This is a genomic window from Bradyrhizobium sp. USDA 327, from assembly GCF_041262065.1.
In the GTDB taxonomy this organism is placed as follows: domain Bacteria; phylum Pseudomonadota; class Alphaproteobacteria; order Rhizobiales; family Xanthobacteraceae; genus Bradyrhizobium; species Bradyrhizobium liaoningense.
The window spans coordinates 2,542,058-2,561,096 of record NZ_JBGCCW010000001.1 but is presented as its reverse complement, the minus strand read 5'-3'; the positions used below and the strand labels follow the sequence as shown (position 1 = coordinate 2,561,096).

At 63.9% G+C, this 19,039-nt stretch carries 17 protein-coding genes; 6 read left to right on the top strand and 11 right to left on the bottom strand.

From position 1 onward, the window contains the following. The first annotated feature begins 207 nt into the window (after positions 1–207). Genes ABIA42_RS11565 through ABIA42_RS11555 form a run of 3 tightly spaced genes read left to right on the top strand, consistent with a single transcriptional unit; the run spans position 208 to position 4,625 of the window. Complete coding sequence (locus ABIA42_RS11565; RefSeq protein ID WP_271530726.1) at positions 208–1,242, top strand: efflux RND transporter periplasmic adaptor subunit; 1,035 nt, start codon at positions 208–210, stop codon at positions 1,240–1,242. Continuing rightward, positions 1,243–4,317: an efflux RND transporter permease subunit gene (locus tag ABIA42_RS11560; protein WP_370113566.1), complete on the top strand. Its 3,075-nt coding sequence runs from the start codon at positions 1,243–1,245 to the stop codon at positions 4,315–4,317. It begins immediately after the preceding gene. Continuing rightward, the gene (locus tag ABIA42_RS11555; RefSeq protein WP_271530416.1) at positions 4,314–4,625 is read left to right on the top strand and encodes a DUF3240 family protein; all 312 of its coding nucleotides are present in this window, start codon (positions 4,314–4,316) and stop codon (positions 4,623–4,625) included. Before ABIA42_RS11560 ends, ABIA42_RS11555 begins: the two co-directional genes overlap by 4 nt. 7 nt (positions 4,626–4,632) lie before the next feature. Here ABIA42_RS11555 and ABIA42_RS11550 read toward each other — a convergent pair whose 3' ends face one another. The 3 genes from ABIA42_RS11550 to ndk form a co-directional block, all read right to left on the bottom strand. Then, positions 4,633–6,678 carry a TonB-dependent receptor gene (locus ABIA42_RS11550; protein WP_370123521.1) on the bottom strand — a complete coding sequence of 682 codons (2,046 nt, stop codon included), beginning with the start codon at positions 6,676–6,678 and terminating at the stop codon, positions 4,633–4,635. Positions 6,679–7,183: 505 nt separating this feature from the next. Continuing rightward, positions 7,184–8,044, bottom strand: coding sequence for a TerC family protein (locus ABIA42_RS11545; RefSeq protein WP_271530415.1), 861 nt, complete (start codon positions 8,042–8,044; stop codon positions 7,184–7,186). Between the two features lie 44 nt (positions 8,045–8,088). Further along, positions 8,089–8,511, bottom strand: a complete 423-nt coding sequence (gene ndk / locus ABIA42_RS11540) for a nucleoside-diphosphate kinase (protein ID WP_271530414.1) — start codon at positions 8,509–8,511, stop codon at positions 8,089–8,091. A 312-nt stretch (positions 8,512–8,823) separates the two neighbouring features. Between ndk and ABIA42_RS11535 the strand changes: the two genes are divergently transcribed. From ABIA42_RS11535 to ABIA42_RS11525, 3 genes are all read left to right on the top strand, one after another. Further along, a complete protein-coding gene (locus ABIA42_RS11535) occupies positions 8,824–9,078 on the top strand; it encodes a hypothetical protein (protein ID WP_028178706.1) in 255 nt (84 codons plus the stop codon). A 212-nt stretch (positions 9,079–9,290) separates the two neighbouring features. Beyond that, positions 9,291–9,461 (top strand): hypothetical protein, encoded by a 171-nt coding sequence (locus tag ABIA42_RS11530; protein ID WP_370113569.1) that lies wholly within the window; start codon positions 9,291–9,293, stop codon positions 9,459–9,461. Between the two features lie 46 nt (positions 9,462–9,507). Further along, a complete protein-coding gene (locus ABIA42_RS11525) occupies positions 9,508–11,367 on the top strand; it encodes an ABC-F family ATP-binding cassette domain-containing protein (protein ID WP_370113571.1) in 1,860 nt (619 codons plus the stop codon). A 144-nt stretch (positions 11,368–11,511) separates the two neighbouring features. Here ABIA42_RS11525 and ABIA42_RS11520 read toward each other — a convergent pair whose 3' ends face one another. The 8 genes from ABIA42_RS11520 to ABIA42_RS11485 form a co-directional block, all read right to left on the bottom strand. Beyond that, entirely contained in the window at positions 11,512–12,477 is a 966-nt protein-coding gene (locus tag ABIA42_RS11520; RefSeq protein ID WP_370113573.1) for a tripartite tricarboxylate transporter substrate-binding protein, read from the bottom strand. Positions 12,478–12,619: 142 nt separating this feature from the next. Beyond that, positions 12,620–13,636: a transporter gene (locus ABIA42_RS11515; protein WP_370113575.1), complete on the bottom strand. Its 1,017-nt coding sequence runs from the start codon at positions 13,634–13,636 to the stop codon at positions 12,620–12,622. 13 nt (positions 13,637–13,649) lie between these two features. Beyond that, entirely contained in the window at positions 13,650–14,591 is a 942-nt protein-coding gene (locus ABIA42_RS11510; RefSeq protein WP_370113577.1) for an HlyD family secretion protein, read from the bottom strand. Next, positions 14,588–14,833 carry a DUF3302 domain-containing protein gene (locus ABIA42_RS11505; RefSeq protein WP_370113579.1) on the bottom strand — a complete coding sequence of 82 codons (246 nt, stop codon included), beginning with the start codon at positions 14,831–14,833 and terminating at the stop codon, positions 14,588–14,590. Before ABIA42_RS11505 ends, ABIA42_RS11510 begins: the two co-directional genes overlap by 4 nt. Then, positions 14,830–16,242, bottom strand: a complete 1,413-nt coding sequence (locus tag ABIA42_RS11500) for a DUF1254 domain-containing protein (RefSeq protein ID WP_370113581.1) — start codon at positions 16,240–16,242, stop codon at positions 14,830–14,832. The genes ABIA42_RS11505 and ABIA42_RS11500 overlap by 4 nt, the downstream gene beginning before the upstream one ends. A gap of 20 nt (positions 16,243–16,262) precedes the next feature. Next, positions 16,263–18,206 (bottom strand): alkyl/aryl-sulfatase, encoded by a 1,944-nt coding sequence (locus ABIA42_RS11495; protein ID WP_271530406.1) that lies wholly within the window; start codon positions 18,204–18,206, stop codon positions 16,263–16,265. Positions 18,207–18,261: 55 nt separating this feature from the next. Then, entirely contained in the window at positions 18,262–18,462 is a 201-nt protein-coding gene (locus ABIA42_RS11490; protein ID WP_271530405.1) for a hypothetical protein, read from the bottom strand. 226 nt (positions 18,463–18,688) lie between these two features. After that, positions 18,689–18,991, bottom strand: coding sequence for a hypothetical protein (locus tag ABIA42_RS11485; protein ID WP_271530404.1), 303 nt, complete (start codon positions 18,989–18,991; stop codon positions 18,689–18,691). Positions 18,992–19,039 lie beyond the last annotated feature (48 nt).

Here is a 19,039-nt window from a genome sequence, read left to right as displayed (position 1 = left end):
TCTCGCTTGAGCCGCTTGAGGCAGATCAACTCACCAACGCGGTGGTGGAGTAAGCCAAACCTGCAATCGAACAGCACTTCGCTCGCCGGTGAGCGTGGGACATTCCTCATGCGAGTCCGTCACGAAATTCTCCTTCTCGCCTCTTCCCGCGGCGCGCTCGCTCGTACGCTCGCTGCGGTTGCATTGAGCTTGCTACCTTCCGTGGCGATGGCGCAGGACGAGCTGAAGCTGAGCGATGCCCAGGCGCGCAATCTCGGAGTTCGCGTGACCCACCCGGTCGCGATCCGGACCGATCTGACGCTGCCCTATCCCGTCAAGATCGTGATCCCCACACAGCAAATGTGGGTCGTCAGCGCGCCCGTGGCCGGCATGGTCGCCACTCTCCTCGTCGGGCGCGGTGACCGCGCCTCGGCCGGCCAGCCGCTTGTCACGCTGGAGAGTCCAAGTTTCGTCTCTCAACAGCGCGACTACCTGCACGCGATCGCACAGGAGCATCTCGCCAGCCAGCAGCTCAAGCGAAACATGGATCTGTTCGAGGGCAAGGCGGTGCCCCAGCGCGTACTTGAGGCCAGCCAGGCCGAAGCGCGCCAGGCCGCTCTCGTGGTCGCCGAGCGGCGCCAGATGCTGCATCTGAGCGGGATGTCCGACGAGGCAATTCTTCGGCTCGGCCAGGAAGCGGCGATCAGCGGCACGCTCACGGTCAATGCGCCGCAAACCGCATCCGTGGTCGAGGTCACGGTGTCGCCGGGGCAGCGACTCGAACAATCCGCTCCGCTCGTCAAGCTGGCGCGGCTCTCACCGCTATGGGCGGAGATCGCGATCCCTGCAGCCAATATTCGAGCAATCCGTACCGGCGCGAAAGTCGAGATCGAGGGCTATTCCATCCCCGGCAAGGTCGTGCTGGTCTCCGAGACCATCGACCCTGCCACCCAGACCATTTTGGTTCGCGCGGAAATCCCCAACGATGGAGAGCTGCATCCCGGTCAGACCTCCGCCGCCCGCATCGGCTTTCTCTCCGCCGGCGAAAGCGCGTGGGAAATTCCCTACAGTGGGCTGGTGCGGCGGGGCGAACGGACCGCGGTGTTCGTTGCCACAGCCGGTGGCTTCCGGCTGGTCCCGGTCAAGCTTGTTGCGGACGACCAGGACCATGTCGTGGTGTCCGGTCCCATCACGGAGCAGGACGAGATCGCGATCGGCGGCATCTCGGCGCTTCGCGGCATTCTCTCCGGCCTGGGGCAATAGATGCTCCGGCGCCTGGTTGCGTTCGCGCTTTCGCAGCGATTGTTCGTTCTGCTGAGTGTGCTGCTGCTGATGGGCGCTGGTGCCGTTCTCCTGCCCGGCCTGCCGATCGACGCGTTTCCCGATGTCTCTCCGGTTCAGGTGAAGATCATCATGAAAGCGCCGGGCCTGACGCCCGAAGAGGTCGAGCAGCGCATCACGGTCCCCGTCGAGCTTGAACTGCTTGGATTGCCGCACAAGAAGGTCCTTCGTTCGACCACGAAATATGCACTGGCCGACATCACGGTCGACTTCGAGGATGGCACCGACATCTACTGGGCGCGCAACCAGGTATCGGAGCGGCTATCGAACATCGCGCGTGATTTCCCCGACGGAGTGAGCGGAGGTCTTGCGCCAATCACGAGCCCACTGGGCGAGATGTTCATGTTCACGATCGACAGCCCTGAGCTCTCGCTCGCCGAGCGCCGAACTTTGCTGGATTGGGTGATCCGTCCCGCGCTGCGGACGGTCCCCGGCGTTGCGGACGTCAATGCGCTTGGCGGCTATGTCCGGGCCTTCGAAATCGTGCCGCGCAACGATGCACTTGCCGCGCGCGGCATTTCGTACGACGTGTTTCGCCGCGCCATCGAAGCCAACAGTCGCAACGACGGCGCCGGACGGGTGAACCAGGGCGAGGACAGCGCCCTCGTCCGAATTGAAGGCAGCATCCGATCAATCGAAGACATCAAGGCCATCGTCGTCGACACCCGCGAAGGCGTGCCGATCGTGGTCAACGACGTCGCGAGCGTCAAGATCGGGACGCTGACGCGCTATGGGGCAGTCACGTCGGACGGCAACGGCGAGACGGTCGAGGGGCTCGTCCTTGGCTTGCGCGGCGCCAACGCGGGTCAGCTCGTCCGCGACGTGCGTGCCCGGCTCGCCGAGTTGCAACCCTCGCTGCCGAAAAGCGTCTCCATCAACGTGTTCTATGACCGCAGCCACCTCGTCAACCGCGCGGTCGGCACCGTGGTGCGAGCGCTCGGCGAGGCCACCGCCATCGTCATCGTTCTCCTGCTGCTCTTCCTCGGCAACTGGCGGGCCTCGCTGGTGATCGCTCTCAGCCTGCCGCTGGCCATCGTCATCGCATTGATCGCCATGCGCGTGGTCGGGATGTCGGCCAACCTGATGAGCCTCGGCGGACTTGCAATCGCGATCGGCATGTTGATCGACGCGCTGGTTGTCGTGGTCGAGAACATCGTCGGCAATCTCGGCAAGCACGAACCGGGCAAAGCCGCCTCGGTGATTCACCTGGTGTACCGCTCGGTTTGCGAAGTCCTGGAACCGGTGGCCTCGGGCGTCCTCATCATCATCATCGTGTTCATACCCCTGCTGACGCTGCAGGGGTTGGAGGGGAAGCTGTTCATCCCAGTCGCCCTGGCCATCATCTTCGCGCTCACCGGCTCGCTGCTGCTGGCGCTCACCGTGGTCCCGGTCATGACCTCCTATGTGCTCAAGTCTGGGTCGCATCGCGATCCCATGCTGGTCCGTGCGGCGCAACGGGTCTACGCGCCTGCATTGGACTGGGCCCTGAACAACGAGCGCAAGGTGATGGCTGCGGCGCTGATCAGCCTGATCGCTGCGGGATTCGCCTATACGAAACTCGGCAAGTCCTTCATGCCGACGATGGACGAAGGCGACGTCATCGTCAGCGTGGAGACGTTGCCCTCGGTCAACCTCGACGAGTCGCTCGCCATGAATGCGAGGCTCCAGAAGGCACTTCTGGCCGTGCCGGACATTGCCGGCATCGTTGCGCGAACCGGGTCGGACGAGCTCGGCCTCGATCCCATGGGCCCCAACCAGACGGACACGTTCCTCGTGCTCAAGCCCGCTGCCGAGAGGCAGACCGACAATCGCGAGGCCCTGCTGCAGAAACTCCGCGAGGTTCTGGCCGGCTTTCCCGGCATCTCGCTCGGCTTCACCCAACCCATCGACATGCGGGTGCAGGAGATGATCAGCGGCGTGCGCGGCGACGTCGCAGTCAAGATCTTCGGTCCCGATATCGCCAAGCTGAACGAAACTGCGGCCAAGCTGTCGGCCATCCTGTCCAGCATCGACGGTGCCGAGGACGTCTACACGACTCTGAACGAAGGCGCTCAATACTACACGGTTGCGGTCAATCGCATGGAAGCCGGCCGCCTCGGCCTGACGGTGGATTCCATCGTCAACTCGCTCCGTACCCAGATCGAGGGCCGAACGATCGGGACTGCGCTCGAGGAGGGCCGTCGCACGCCCATTCTCGTCCGCGGCAGCGAGACGACCAGGGAGGCGCCGACGCTGCTGGCGAGCCTGCCGCTGATGCTCGCTTCCGGACAGCATGTCGCGCTGTCGCAGGTCGCGCGAATCCAGCGCGTGGACGGGCCGGTGAAGATCGACCGCGAAGATGGCGCGCGCATGAGCGTGGTTCGCGCCAACGTCCGCGGCCGCGACATGGTCGGATTCGTCGAAGCGGCCCGCCAGAAGGTTGCGACCGAACTTCCGCTCCCGAACGGCTACCGGCTGACGTGGGGCGGGCAGTTCGAGAACCAGCAACGCGCCGCCGCACGCCTGTCCATCGTGGTCCCCGTCGCGATCGGTCTCATCTTCCTGCTGCTCTTCACCACGTTCGGGGCCATCCGGCAGGCCTTGCTGGTGCTGGTCAACATTCCTTTTGCCCTGATCGGGGGCGTCTTCGCACTGGTCCTGACCGGTGAGTATCTGTCGGTGCCGGCCTCGGTCGGATTCATCGCGCTGCTCGGCATCGCCGTCCTCAACGGAGTCGTTCTGGTGTCCTACTTCAACCAACTCCGGGCCCATGGCCTGAGCGAGGATCGCATCGTCGTCGAAGGTGCCATGCGCAGGCTTCGGCCGGTGCTGATGACCGCGAGCATCACGGCGCTGGGCTTGATCCCGCTGCTGTTCGCGTCCGGGCCAGGGTCCGAAGTGCAGCGACCGCTCGCCATCGTCGTGATCGGAGGGCTGATGTCCTCCACCCTGCTCACCCTGATTCTCCTGCCGATTCTGTATCGCCGCTACGGCGGAACATCGAAGGTGGCGAAATGACCGACCAGCCGGTCTGTCTCACGCTGATCGTGCCGCGTCAGCTCCGTGACGAGGTGTTCGACTATCTCGCCGAACAGACCGACCTCGTTTCGGGATTCACGGCATCGCACGGAGCCGGTCACGGTGCCGAAGTCCGATTGCAGACGGCCGCCGAACGCGTGAAGGGCCACGCCGATCAGACCGCCGTGCAGATGATCCTGGCGGAGAGAGATGCCAGCAGCCTGCTCGACCGGCTGCGGGTCTCGTTTGCCGGAACCAAGCTCGCCTATTGGACGATGCCCGTGACGGAATTCGGCACGATCGAGTGAAACCAGCTCAGAAATCCGTCGACATCGACAAGAGCAGGGTTCGCGGCGCGCCTTGCGCGAGTGCCGAGTAGCTTGCGACGCCGGCCCAGTAATTGGTGTCGAACACGTTCTGGACCAGGGCCCGCAGCGTGACGGGCCGATTGTTGATGCGCGTGCTGTAGCGCGCGCCGAGATCGAGCCTGGTCCAGGCCGGAACGACCTGCGTGTTTGCTCCATCCAGATATTGATGCCCGGTATAGATAGCGTTTGCGACCAGCGTCAGTCCTGGTGCGAACGGTGTGTCCCATTCTGTGGACAGATTGGCCTGCACCTGGGGCACGCCGATCGGCGTCTTGCCCAGATTGGCTGCCGTGCTCGTCTTTGTCAGCTCCGCGTCGATCAACGTCACGCCGCCGAGCACGCGAATTCCCGGCTGCAATTCTCCGAACACGGTCAATTCCACGCCGCGATTGCGCTGTTCGGCGTCCGCCCGGTAAACCTTGTCGAGGCCCAGCTGTCCCGAGGGTTTGGTGATCTCGAACAGGCTGATCGTGGTGGCGAGCATGCCGAGATCGACCTTGACGCCTGCTTCCTTCTGCTTGCTGAAATAGGGCGCCAGGACCTCTCCTTGATTGCTCGCCGTCGTCGGAGCGACGTCGCCCTTGCTGAGCCCTTCGATGTAGTTGGCGTACAGCGAAACGTGGCTCCAGGGCTTGACGACGACGCCGACCATGGGCGTGTACGCCGTCTGGTCGTAGGCGGAGGTCACGGCTCCCGTGGTGGTGTTGTAGTTGTTCGACTTGACGCCCTGTTGCCTGACGCCGAGGGTCAGCTGAAGGCGCTCCTGGAAAACCGACATGGTGTCGGCCAGCGCAAGACCGGTCAGCTCGGTGTCTGACAGCTTCGGCACAGTCGCGGGAGCCGGAACGAGCTGCTGGGGACGAGCGATCGGCGCATAGATGTTGGATAGCACCGGCGTGCCGTTCACCGAGCCGCGCGAAACCTCGTCAATGTAATAGCTGCCCTGGAAGGTCACGGCGTGACTGATCGCTGCGGTGTCGAACCGGGCGCGAAGGCCGGCGTCGGCCACGTTCCTGTCGATGTCGAACTTGAAGCGCCCTGGTGTCGACGTGGTGTCACCGGCCGCGTTCAGGATTGTCGGTGTGCCGAACAGACGATCGACCTGGGTCCTGCCCCCACCGGCATCAGCGAACACGGTCACGGTTTCAGTCACGTCGTATTCGGCGCGCGCCAGCAGCGAGTTGTCGTGAACCTTGGCCCATTCCCAGGACTGCGTGACATTGCGCCGCCCGACCGGCGCCGTCGGGACGGCGACGCCCGTTGCGACCAGAAACGGCCTCGTGGGCGCGTCGAATTTTTCTTCTTGATCGATGAAGTCGAGCGAGGCTCTGAATTTCTCACCGCGATAATCGAACGCCGCGGAGCCGACATGCGCCTCCCGGGTCTGGTTGTCCAGCGGCGTATCGCCATTGTGATAGCTGCCGTTGACGCGAATGCCGAATTCGCGGTTCTCGCCGAACCGTCGGCTCACGTCGAGATGGGTGCCGAGCTGGGTGCTCGTCGCGTAGTCGGTCGTGACCCGCGTCAGGTCGACGTCCCCTGCACGCTTCGGGACGATGTTGATGGTGCCGCCGACGCTGCTGTTTGGCGCCATGCCGTAAAGCAGCGCAGTCGGACCCTTGATGATTTCGATTCGCTCGACGTAATCGGTGAACACACGGTAGTTCGGCGCAACGCCATAGACACCGTTGAAGGCAATTTCTCCGACATTTCCCTCGCCGATCGGAAAGCCGCGGATGAAGAATGAGTCGAGGATGCCGCCGGTCTGGCCGGTGAAACGGACCGACGGATCGTTGCTGACGACGTCGGCGACCGTGACGGCCTGTTGATCTTCGATCTTCTTCGCCGTGTAGCTCGTGATGTTGAACGGCGTATCCATGAAATCCTTGTTTCCCAGCAAGCCGATCTGTCCGCCGCGGGCCACCTGCCCGCCCGCGTAGGACGGCGGGAGCGTTCCGGGCTTCGCAGTATTGGGGGTCGCTTCCGCCTGCATCCTGGACCGCTCGTTCGCGGGCGCAGTCTGACGCCCCGCCCTTCGGCTGGGATTGGATCGCGCACGTGCGCGCGGCTTTGGCGCATCTGCGGTGACGGTCACCGGCGGCAACGTAGCTGCCTGCTCCGTCCCCGTCGCAGCGCTTTGCGCATTGGCGACGTGCACGAGGCCGTCGCTGAACAGGGCGATGGAGACCATGGAGGCCGCGAATGCCGTCGGGCTGGAGAACCTCGGAAGCGCTTTGACGGTGGACGCCAGAATAGCAATGGGACGGCAAATGACTCTCGACGGCATCTCGCAGCAGCTTCCGGTTCGATAAGATGACAACCGGAGCGACGTGATGCGGGAACCGTCACCAAGTCAACGAAAGTGCATTTGTTTTCAGTAGTTTAGAATAAGATAAGATCTAAACATGGGGAAAAGCGCTACACCGCGCCGCTGACCACTGCCGCGCTGCATCCGTCAATCGCAGCAGGTTCGGCGCAGGCACCGGCGGCCGTCGAAGTCACTCCGCCGAGGCCTTGGCGTGGCGCTCGGAGGATTCGAGCGCTGCCTGGGTCAGGCTGCGTCGGCGCCAGATGTAGCCGACCACCAGCACGACCACGACGCCGAGCACGGCACAGAGATATTCGCCGCCTGCCCCGCCATGGCCGAACTGCGGCGGGATGCGGAGCGCGCCGAGCATGCTGTCCAGCGAGGTGCCCAGCGGGCCGTCGAGCAGCATGTGCAGCTTCGGCGCGACGCCCGGGTCGGTCGCGATCACCTCGCCCGCCACCCAGCCGAGCAGCGCAGCGCCAGCCCAGACCAGGACCGGCAGCTTTGCGAGCAGCGCCATGATCAGCGCGGCGCCGGCGACGATCAGCGGCACGCTGATGGCGAGGCCAAGGATCAAGAGCGGCACGCTGCCATTGGCCGCGGCAGCGACCGCAATGACGTTGTCCAGACTCATGACGATGTCGGCGACCACGACGATCTGGATGGCGTGCCATAGATGCGAGGCGGACTCGACGTCGTCCTCGTCCTCGTTTTCCGGCACCAGCAGCTTGGCCGCGATCACGATCAGCGCGAGACCGCCGATGAGCTTGAGGTACGGCAGCCCCATCAGTGTGGCGACGATGCCGGTGAAGATGATCCGCAGCATCACCGCTGCGCCGGCGCCGAAGATCATGCCCCAGAGCCTGTGGCGCGGCGAGAGACCGCGGCAGGCGAGCGCAATCACCAGCGCGTTGTCGCCGGAGAGCAGAATGTTGATCCAGATGATCTTGCCGACCGCAAGCCAGAACGTCGGTTCGGCCATCTCATTGCGGAACTGGGTGAAGAATGCCCCGATCGTAGCGGGATCGAAGATCTGCCAGAGCCAGTCCACAATCAGTCCTTTCGCCCGTCGTCCCTAACCTGTCCGCCGATGGATCAGCCGACGATCTCGTTGCCCGAGAAGAACTGCGCGATCTCGACCGCAGCCGTCTCCGGCGCATCCGAACCGTGCACCGAGTTCTCGCCGATCGACTTTGCGTAGAGCTTGCGGACGGTGCCCTCGGCGGCCTTGGCCGGATCGGTCGCGCCCATCACCTCGCGGTACTTGGCGATCGCGCCCTCGCCTTCCAGAACCTGAACCACGACCGGGCCGGAGGTCATGAACGCGACGAGCTCGCCGAAGAACGGGCGCGCCTTGTGGACGGCGTAGAAGGTCTCGGCCTGCTCCTTGGTCATGCGGATGCGCTTCTGCGCGACGATGCGCAGGCCCGCCTTCTCGATCACGGCGTTGACCGCGCCGGTCAGGTTACGCTCGGTCGCGTCGGGCTTGATGATCGAGAAAGTGCGTTCGATGGCCATAATGTTGTCCTTGGGAAGAAAGCGGTGGTTCGGAGTTGCGGGGCTTATATCGGCGCCTTTGCCGGACGGCAAGCGACCCGCCGAAATGGCCCGCACAGGCGCTTCGCCGCGGGGACGGGTTGCCAATTCCAGCATGGATGACAACGATTTCACCCAGATGAACCCAATCTGAAACCGCCGTCAGGGATCGGTTCAGCTTCACCGGCGTAAGGTCGGGGCCATCGAAACCGAAGCCTGATCATCAGGCGGACCGTTTCGGCGGCCTTTCCATCGACGCGATAGCCCCGCGCCGGCAGTCTTTAGGAGATCACCATGTGGAGGAAACTTTCGCTTGCCGCCGTCGCCGCGGTCGCACTGGGTGCCGCGCTGGCACCGACCTCGGCCTCCGCGCACTGGCACGGCGGCCGAGGCTGGCACGGCGGCGGCTGGCACCACGGCCACGGCTGGGGCGGACCGCGCTTCTACGCCGGGGGCCCCGTCTCCTACGGTTATGGCGGCTGCTATGTGCGCCGGCTGGTCCCGACCCCCTGGGGACCCCGCTGGCGGCTGATCAACCGCTGCTACTGAGCCCGTCAGCACCTTCCCGAGGGTACCCAAGCCCCCCAGGTACCTTCCAGGAGAAGCCCCGGCGCCCCCTCGCCGGGGCTTTGCCTTGAGCGGAAAAGGCGCAGTTCATACAATTTTTACGAGAATGCCCGGCATGGCCCGCCGCCGGCGAAACTATTTGGCCGGCAATGACTTGGTACCATGTCCTTACTTTGAGAGCACGGAACTTCGCGATGGCTGGCCTCCTTGCCAATGACAGCGAACAGATCGACCGCCGCACCAGCCGCTCGATTTGCGATGCCGTGGGCGAGCGGCTGCAGCAGAGCCTTCGCCCCGAGCCTCGCCTCCCGACACATCTCGAGCAGCTCCTCAACGCCTTGAGGCAGCGCGAGCGGGAGCTCTGACGGAAAAACGAGTTGCGTTCGACGCGCCTTGCGGTGACAAGGCCGCATGCTGTCCATCACCGATCTCTCCATCCGTCTCGCCGGACGCCTTTTGATCGACCAGAGTTCCGTGCAGATCACGCCCGGATCACGCGTCGGCCTTGTCGGGCGCAACGGCACCGGCAAGTCGACGCTGTTCAAGGTGATCCGCGGCGAGCTCGCGGCCGAGCACGGCTCGGTGACCCTTCCGCCCCGCTGGCGCATCGGCAGCCTCGCGCAGGAAGCGCCGAACGGCCCAGAAAGCCTGATCACGGTCGTGCTCAAGGCCGATCTCGAACGCGATGCGCTGCTCGCCGAAGCCGAGAGCGCGACCGATCCGCACCGGATCGCCGAGATCCAGACCCGGCTCGTGGATATCGACGCGCATTCGGCGCCGAGCCGTGCCGCCGCCATCCTCTCCGGCCTCGGCTTCTCGGCTGCCGATCAGCTCCGCCCCTGCGCCGAATTCTCCGGCGGCTGGCGCATGCGTGTCGCGCTCGCCGCCACGCTGTTCGCGGCCCCCGACCTTCTGCTGCTCGACGAGCCCACCAACTATCTCGACCTCGAAGGCACGCTGTGGCTGGAGGACCACCTCGCGCATTATCCGCGCACGGTGATCGTGATCAGCCATGACCGCGACCTCCTGGAAAGCTCGGTCGACCAGATCCTGCATCTGGAGCGCGGCAAGCTGACGCTCTACAAGGGCACCTATTCCTCCTTCGAGGAGCAGCGCGCCGCGCGCGAGCTGCTCGACGCGAAGGCGGTCAAGCGCCAGGAGGCCGAGCGTGCGCGCCTGCAGGCCTTCGTCGATCGCTTCAAGGCGAAGGCCTCCAAGGCGCGCCAGGCGCAATCGCGCGTCAAGATGCTGGAGCGGCTGAAGCCGATCACGGCGCTGGTCACCGAGGACGTGCGCGAGATCAGCTTTCCGGCGCCGGAGAAGATCCTGTCGCCGCCGATCATCGCGGTCGACAACGCCTCGGTCGGTTACGATCCGGCGAGCCCGGTGCTGAACCGCGTCACCCTGCGCATCGACAATGACGACCGCATCGCGCTTCTCGGTGCCAACGGCAACGGCAAGTCGACGCTCGTGAAGCTGCTCGCCGGACGGCTCGCGCCGTTCTCCGGCAGAGTAACTCGCGCCGACAAGCTGTCGATCGCCTATTTCGCGCAGCACCAGCTCGACGAGCTCAACGAGGACGCCTCCGCCTACGATCACGTCCGCAAGCTGATGGGCGATGCGCCGGAGGCGAAAGTGCGCGCCCGCGCCGGCGCGATGGGCTTCTCCGGCAAGGCCGCCGACACCAAGGCCGGCAAATTGTCGGGCGGCGAGAAGGCGCGACTGCTGCTCGGCCTTGCCACCTTCTTCGGCCCCAACATGATCATCCTGGACGAGCCGACCAACCATCTCGACATCGACAGCCGCGCCGCGCTTGCGGAAGCGATCAACGAATTCCCCGGCGCCGTCATCATGGTCTCGCACGACCGCTACCTGATCGAGGCCTGCGCCGACCGGCTCTGGATCGTCGCCGACCGCACCGTCACCAATTACGACGGCGACCTCGACGAATACCGCCGCCTGGTGCTGTCGGCGCGCAACGCGGAAGCGCCGCGCGAGCGCAACGGCGCAAGCGAGAAGCCGCAGCGCGTGAGGTCGGACAATCGCGGCTCGCTGAAGAAGCGCATCGCGGAAGCAGAGGCCGAGATCGCCCGCGTCAGCGAGATCATCGCCAAGATCGACACGGCGCTCGCACTGCCCGACATTTTTGCGCGCGACCCCAAGCAGGCTGCGCAATTGTCGAAGGCCCGCGCCAATGCCGCCGACGCGCTGGCGCGCGCCGAGGAACAGTGGCTGGAGGCGAGCACGCAGTTTGATGAGGCGGCGGGGTAACGCCTTGACCCACGAGGCCGCGCGCCATCAAAAACGTGCAAAACAACCCCATGCACAGTACCGGCATTATAACACCGGCAAGCTAACCCTTGATCTGGTTGATCTTTATACGCTCAGAATGCATTCCCGGCGCACTATAATAGCTCAGTCCGCGTATTGCCCGGCTGCCTTGATGATCGGCGCCCAGCGGTCGATCTCACTCGTCAGCATCGCGCCCAGCGCCTCGGGCGTCGCCTTGTCCTGCGGGACCGGCTCGGTGTTGATGTCGTTGAACCGGGCGATCAACGCCGGATCCTTGAGTGCGGTCTGGAGCGCCGCCGTCAGCTTCTGAACGACCACCGGCGACGTGCCCTTTGGCGCATAGATGCCGTGCCAGACGCCGAGCTCGAAGCCTTTGAGGCCGGCCTCGTCGGCCGTCGGCAGATCTGGCAGGCTCTTCAGCCGCTCCTTGGTGGTGATCGCATAGGCCTTGACCTGCTTGGCCGTGATCGGACCGGTGGTGTTCGTCGCCTGGTCGCAGGTGAGATCGATCTGCTTGCCGAGCAGATCGTTCATGATCGGGCCGTTGCCCTTGTAGGGCACCGTGGTGAGCTGCTTCTGGATCGCCGTCATGAACAGCATGCCGCAGAGATGCGATGCCGCTCCAAGGCCGGCATTGGCGTAGGTCAGCTTGTCGCCCTGCTGCTGGGCGTAGGCGACCAGTTCCTTGAGCGTGTTGGCCGGGAAATCCGGACGCGCGATGATGGTCATCGGCGCGTTGGTCACGAGCCCGATCGGCGCAAAGGCCGTCTTCGTGTCATAGCTCAAATTGCGGTACAGCGTAGCGGCAGTCGAGATGCCGACATGATGGATCAGCAGCGTGTAACCGTCCGGCTGAGCGCGCGCCGCGCGGGTCGTGCCGATGGTGCCGCCGGCGCCGGTCGCGTTCTCGACGATGACCTGCTGTCCCAGGGACTTCGCCATCCCCGCCGCGGTCAGGCGTGCGATGGTGTCGGTCGGCCCACCGGCGGCGAACGGCACCAGTATGGTGATGGGCCTCGTCGGATAGTCCTGGGCGACGGCCGCGCCGAGCGGCAGAAGCAGAGCCGCCACGAAGGCAGTGAACCGCATGGTTTCCTCCGGATTGTTGTTGGCCCCATCAAAGCGCATTCCGGGGCGCGTGGCCATTACGAAAGCAGGCTCTGTCAGTGCCGCCGGGACGCACGGCCGTGGCGCCAGAGCGGAACCATCGGCGTTGCAAGCAGGATGACAATTAATGCTTCCGCACCGCTGGCTTTGATGATGCATGTTCGGGTGGCGCCGCCGAAACCGCGAACGTCACCCAGGTGCTCCACGTGCTCGCGCGGTTTTCGACCTCCAGATCCTTGTAGCCCCTCAGATTGAGATAGCCCTGGTACCCGTCGGACATGGGAATGATGAACCCGATCTGAGGTCCGATGCCGATCGCGCGTCCCCTGAAACCTCCGAGCTTCGCGCCCGGACCGGAATCGTCGGTGATCTGCTGGTAGAAGTAGCCGGCCACGCCGATCTGGAAATTCTTGCTCAGGAATTGTGACGCCGCCCAGTCCACATGGAAGTCGATGCCGTTCTGGTATTGCAGATACGGATTGGGCAGGCTGTAGGTCAGCCCGCCGACGATCGAGAATTCATGACCGGTCTTCGGGTCGAAGTAGGTGTAGCCGGCACCTGCATCCCAAGCGACAAAGCCAAGGTTCAGGTTGGCGAGACGATTCGGATCATAGGTCCCGCTGGGGATATTGCCGGTGATGTAGACCATCTCATTGTGGACACCCTGATTCCACTTGAGCGTGCCTTGATAGAATACATCGGAAACCGTAGTCCGATTGTCGGTTCTGACCCCTGAAATGGCATTTCCGGCAGGGCCAGTCAGCGTGGCGTCGATGCCGAGACCGACATTGCCCGGCGCCGTGAGGATTGAAACCGCAGCCTGGCCCCCCAACACAGGGAGAGGCGACGTGTAAGTGATGCCCAGTGCGAGAGCATCGCCATGCGCGTTCAGGCCTGTGACAACCGAGCCGCTGGCTGCGCCGCTGGTGACGAAATTCTTGGTGGCTCCCGCATCAGCCTGCAGGTGCAGATAGATCGAAGCATAGGCCCAGCCGGGCACAGTCGGCGCGGCGGCAAGACTGCCGAAAATGCCGGGCAGCCAGAACCCGACACCGCCGGCGTCGGCCCAGGCTTGGGAAGGAAGCGAAGTCATCACGCATCCAAGTGTCGCAACAGCCGCGAGTGATGCCTTGGTTCTCATGGCGCCCTCCCCTTCAGAACGGAACGACGTAGTTGAGGATCGCGATCTGCCGCAGCAGCACTTTGCGGATGACATGACTGACGACGACGCGATCCGTGAAGATGGCAGCCGTTCCAGTCGCGCCGGCCGGCAAAGTTTTCGCGGCCTCGCCGTCATCGAGCGTCACTCGCACGACGAACGGCATGGTCTCGATCGCTTTGGGCATGACGGCCTGCCCCGAGACCTGGGTCTGCCCGGTCGCGACCGCCTGCAGGATGCTCTCGACCTTGCCGGTGAGAATCCTTCCGGGAGCAAACTTGAAGGCGATTTCGACCTTCTGACCGGGGGCGACATATCGGGCATCGATTTGATCGATCTCGATTGCGACGTCGGTCTCCGAGGTGTCGATGAACGCCATCGCCGGCGAAGCCGACAGGTTTCCGACGCGCGCGCCCTTCCGAAGTGCAACGTTGGTCGCGTAGCCGGCAGCGGGTGCCCGCACGACGGTCTTATCCAGATTCCATCGCGCGTTCTGCAGTTGGGCCTTCAACTGGTCGACCTCCGACTGCCGCTGCTCGACATCGAAGCCGCGGCCTGCGTCGCGTTCGTACAGCGAAGTCATTTGGCTCAGGCGCGTGCTCGACAGCTTGAGTTGGGCCTCGATCGCCTTCACCTGGGCGTCGTAGGGGGTAGGATCGATCCGGAAGAGGACGTCGCCCTGCTTCAAAGGCGCGTTCGGCCGGGCAGGCACGTCGACGACCTCGCCGGCGACGTCCGGAACGATCGAGACGGCGTTCCGATAGACCAAAGCCTTACCCTGAGGCGCGCCCCATCCCATCGGGATGAACAGTCCGATGTTCAGAAGAAGCAGCACGATCAGAGGCGAGGCCTTCCAGAACGCGTTGAAGCGGATCGCGCCGACCCAGACCAGCGTGAACAGGAGCGCCAGATAGAGCGCCATGAGGGCTATCATCATGGCCGGGGCTCCATTGTCCGCTTCGCCGGGACGTCTACGTATGCCCAGATCATCGCAACCGGCCACAGCACAAAGCCGAAGATCAGCGTGATCCAGCCGGCGATACCCACCGCCTCGGCCCAGGGGTGTCCTCGTCGCCTCGCCACGTGCCCCGGCAGCGATCCCATCAGCCAGACCACCAGCACGATCACCGCGAGCACGATGATCAAGACGACCCAGGCGAAGAGATCGAGACCGCTCATTGCGCCGCGATCCTTTCGATATCCGGTAAGCGCCAGGTCTTGTCGAAGAGAGCTTTTTTCGGGCCGTAGAAGCGGAAGATGATTTCCCATCCTCCACCGGCCCTGGTCGGAATCCAATTCGACTCCTTCCCGGCGGGAGCGTTCGGGCCGAAGAAGATCTCGGCCGAGCCGTCGGGGTTGGTCTGCAGCCCTGGCGTGTTCGAGCCCCGGCTCGACCACTTCGTATCCCTGATGAGGCCATGCGTCTCGCGATCGTAGACCGTGCCGGACCAGTAGAGCGAAACCGGCGCGTTTGCCGGCACCGTCAGGCGGTAGGTGCTTCCCCCGTCGAGCGCCTTGCCGTCCTTGTCTCGGATCGTGACAAGATAGAATTGGCCGGTCCCCAGGTGCTTCACGCTCGAGAATGCGAACGAGTAGAACGCGCCGCGGTCGTCGACCGGGTAGACGTTTGGCTTGGCGAAGAGATTGGCCAGCCCTTCGGTGACGTCGTGCGCAACCGGCAGCGCCCATTGGCCACCTTCATAAAAGGACGGCTTGAAGAGACTTTCATACCGGAGATCAAGCCACTCGCGAGCGTCTCGGGCCGCCTCCTCAAGCATCTTCTGCGCTTGAGGACCGGGATCGAACGGTTTGCCCTTCTCGATGCCGATCGCCTTGATCTGATCGATCATGGCCTTGTCGCGTTCGAGCCACGTCTCCCGCTGGATGAAGCGGTCGAGCGCCTGGAAAAAGCGGATGTCGTAAGGGATCGTGCTGTCGTAGGTGACGTCGACTACGTCTATGAAGGCCGTCGAGGGCGGAGCGGCCGCCTGGGACAGCGGGTAGAGCTTGATCTGCTTCGCGTAGGCGACCGCCTTCGCGACGTCCGCCTCGCTGCCGTTGCCGACGTTGGAGCGCAGCAGCGCGTAGCCCAAGTTGGTGTCGGACGCGAGGGGGATGTAGCCGTCAGGGGTCTTCTCGGCGTAGCCTGGCGGAAGGATCAGGTACTTTCCGCCCTTGCCCTTGTCCGCTCCCGCCGGTCCCACGTCATCGAGCGCGGCTTGCCAGGCATCCATGATCGTGCCGGTGATCTCGCCTCCGCTTGCCGGCGGGATCTCGAGCACCATCGGACCTGTACTCTTCGTGTTGAAGAACGGCATCAGGTAGATCGTGCTCGGATTGGGCGTGAGCGTCTGATTCTTCCAATCCGGAATTCGCGACCAGAATACGATCTGGTTTTCCTTGGCTCCGACCTTCAACGCCGCTTGCAACATCAGGTCGAAGTTGACGGCGGGCATGCCCCAGATCACGGCCTCGATCGCGCGCGCTCGCATGCTTCGGGCCAGCAGATCGTCCCGACTTACAGCCTGCGCCTGCGCCCAGCCTGTCCAAAACGCGATCACCAGCGCAATGAACAGTCGTCTCCTCATCGGGAGATCCTCCTCTCCGGTCAAGGCGTCACGATGTTGAACCAGAAGGACGGCTTCTGGAACAGGCCGACGAACTCCGTAACCGCCTCCTTGCGCCCCTCGACCTTCACGTCTCCGGAGGCGATGGCTTGTTCTGCCTTCAACTCACCGGACTGCATGCGGTCGAAGGTCGCCCTGGAGAGCGTGATCTTGGCATCGGTGGTCGCGGGCTTATTCGAATAGTTCAGGACGCTGTTTTCCACGAACAGCGCGTAGGCCTGGTCGAGATCGTCGAAGGCCACGGTGAGGGAAAGCTTCTTGCCGGCAGCCTTCTCCGCATCGAGCTGCACTGCGAGGTAATCGAATGTCATCTCGGGCGGCATGGCCCTGACCGTGTCTGGCCCGGCCGTCTCGATGCTGCCGGCATCGGGCACGCCGTGCCGAAGCTCGGATGCGCCCTGGAGGTAGACCGAGCGCCATGTGCCGCTTTCAGCCTGATAGCCCATCTGTTCATAGGCGTCGGCGAGCAATTCCTTGGCTTCCTTGTTGTTGGGATCAGCAAAGACGACATGCTTGAGCGCTTCGGCGACCCAGCGATATTCCCCCTTGTCGAAGTCCGCCTTCGATTTCTGCAGGACCGCCGCCGCGCCGCCCATGTAGTCGACGTACTTCCTGGCCGCCTGTTCCGGAGGCAACTGGTCGAGGGTCGTCGGATTTGCGTCGTAGAAGCCCATGTAGAATTGGTAGACGGCGCGCGAATTGTGCTTCAGCGAGCCGTAGTAGCCGCGATTGTACCAGGCCTTGTCGAGCTCCGGCGGCAGCTTGATCATCTCGGCGATCTCGACGCCCGTGTAGCCCCTGTTCATCAGGTGCACCGAGCGATCGTGGATAAACTTGTAGAGATCTCGCTGCTTCTTCCAGTAGTCGACGATCTTTGCGTTCCCCCACATCGGCCAATGGTGGGCCTGAAACTTGACGTCGGCGCCTTCGCCGTAGAGGTCGATCGTCTCGTTGATGTACTTCGCCCAGTTCAAGGCGTTGCGCACCTGGGCGCCGCGCAGGGTGAGGATGTTGTGCATGGTGTTGGTCGTGTTCTCGGCCATCCACATCGCGCGAAATTGGGGAAGGTAGGTGTTCATCTCGGCGGGCGCCTCGGTGCCGGGAGTCATCTGGAAGATCATGCGCACGCCATCGATGACGACCTCCTCCCCGGTCTGCTTGATTTCGCGCGTGGGGAGGATCAGCCCGGTCGTGCCGTGGCTGACCGTCTGACCAAGTCCGGCATTCACGCCGCCCTGGGGGTTACGTGGCAGCAGCGGTCCGTACATGTAGATGCCGCGGCGTCCCATCGCGTTACCGGCAATCACGAATTCGCTGATCGCATGTTCGGTGAAATTGAGCGGCGCCAGGATCTGGACCTTTCCGGCCCGCACGTCCGCCTCGTCGACAAGACCGCGCACGCCGCCGTAATGATCGCCGTGTGAGTGGCTGTAGACCACCGCGACGACAGGCCGGCGGCCAAGATGCTGACTGACGAGTTCATAGGCTTCTTTCGTGCTCTCGGTGTCGCTGCCGGCATCCAGCACGATCCAGCCCGTATCGCCCTGCACGAAGGTGACGTTGGCCAGGTTGTATGCCCGCACCTGCGCGATGCGGTCGTGCACGCGGAAGAGACCGTACTGCATGTTGAGCTGGGCGTTGCGCCAGAGGCTCGGATTGACCGTTTCGGGCGCCGGCTTGTTCAGGTCGATGAATTTCTTGTAGCTCTCCAGATCCCAGACGATGCCGCCCTTCTCGTCGCGGATCGTCAGCGTTTCGGGCCTGGCAATGAGGCCGCGCGTCGCGTTGTCGAAGTCTTCCTTGTCATCGAAATTGAGGTACTGCCGCAGCGCATCGTTCGCAGCTTTCGTTAAAGCTGTCGCAGGCTTGGGTTGCGTCCCGCTTGAAGATTGCGCTGCAGCGGCGGGAATGACTCCAGGCGACAACCCTAGCAATGCCAGGGCAGAGCCGGCCAACACGAGTTGGCGCCTGTCAGGACCACTAGAGACGGTATCCTGGGTAGCGGGAGATTGTCGCGCTTCGCGAGAGATCATTGCTTCGCTCCGAATAGATCGTGCTGGGATTTGGCGTGAGCGTCTGATCCTTCCAGTCCGGATTTCGCGACCAGAATACGACCTGGTTTTCCTTGGCTCCGACCTTCAACGCCACTTGCAGCGTCAGGTCGAAGTTGACGGCGGGCATGCCGGAGATCAGGGCCTCGATCGCCCGGCTTCACCTGCTCTGCCTTATCTGCTCGAGGAATTCCGGCACCATTGTTGACAGGTCCGGCGAGAACCCGCCCTGCACCAACGTTGCCGATCATATCGTGGACGCCGGCAATCCAGACCATGTCGTCGATCGACGCGCGACCTTGACGACCATGACCGACCCCTGCCTGCAACATGATGGCGGCCCATCCGCTTCGCGGTTACTGGCAATAGTCCCAGAAGCCCTGGGTGCGTGAGGGATCGGTATAGTACCAGCACATTCCGGGCGCGGGTGCGGCACCCGCCCACGCCGCTGCAGTCCCTGCTGTCACGAAACCGATCGCTGCGCCGGCGGCGATCGCGCCGCCGGCCGGCCAGCGATACCAGCCGGGCCGTGCCCAGCGCACGCCGCCGCCGTGATAGCCGGGCCGGACCACCGTCGTTCGACGCACCGCGACATTGCCGCGAGGCCCGACGACGGCGCTGCCGCGCCGGACAACGGCGCCGCCTCGCGGTCCGACCACAGCGCGTCCGCGGTGCACGGTTGCACGCACCTGCGTGAGATCGTCTTG

Coding starts and splice junctions, on each gene's coding strand:
- ABIA42_RS11490 (WP_271530405.1), bottom strand. CDS start 18,462: ATGCCCGCCGTCAACTTCGACCTGACGCTGCAAGTGGCGTTGAAGGTC.
- ABIA42_RS11550 (WP_370123521.1), bottom strand. CDS start 6,678: ATGCAGGCGGAAGCGACCCCCAATACTGCGAAGCCCGGAACGCTCCCG.
- ABIA42_RS11510 (WP_370113577.1), bottom strand. CDS start 14,591: ATGATGATAGCCCTCATGGCGCTCTATCTGGCGCTCCTGTTCACGCTG.
- ABIA42_RS11560 (WP_370113566.1), top strand. CDS start 1,243: ATGCTCCGGCGCCTGGTTGCGTTCGCGCTTTCGCAGCGATTGTTCGTT.
- ABIA42_RS11535 (WP_028178706.1), top strand. CDS start 8,824: ATGTGGAGGAAACTTTCGCTTGCCGCCGTCGCCGCGGTCGCACTGGGT.
- ABIA42_RS11500 (WP_370113581.1), bottom strand. CDS start 16,242: ATGAGGAGACGACTGTTCATTGCGCTGGTGATCGCGTTTTGGACAGGC.
- ABIA42_RS11525 (WP_370113571.1), top strand. CDS start 9,508: ATGCTGTCCATCACCGATCTCTCCATCCGTCTCGCCGGACGCCTTTTG.
- ABIA42_RS11530 (WP_370113569.1), top strand. CDS start 9,291: ATGGCTGGCCTCCTTGCCAATGACAGCGAACAGATCGACCGCCGCACC.
- ABIA42_RS11515 (WP_370113575.1), bottom strand. CDS start 13,636: ATGAGAACCAAGGCATCACTCGCGGCTGTTGCGACACTTGGATGCGTG.
- ABIA42_RS11555 (WP_271530416.1), top strand. CDS start 4,314: ATGACCGACCAGCCGGTCTGTCTCACGCTGATCGTGCCGCGTCAGCTC.
- ABIA42_RS11505 (WP_370113579.1), bottom strand. CDS start 14,833: ATGAGCGGTCTCGATCTCTTCGCCTGGGTCGTCTTGATCATCGTGCTC.
- ndk (WP_271530414.1), bottom strand. CDS start 8,511: ATGGCCATCGAACGCACTTTCTCGATCATCAAGCCCGACGCGACCGAG.
- ABIA42_RS11520 (WP_370113573.1), bottom strand. CDS start 12,477: ATGCGGTTCACTGCCTTCGTGGCGGCTCTGCTTCTGCCGCTCGGCGCG.
- ABIA42_RS11565 (WP_271530726.1), top strand. CDS start 208: ATGGCGCAGGACGAGCTGAAGCTGAGCGATGCCCAGGCGCGCAATCTC.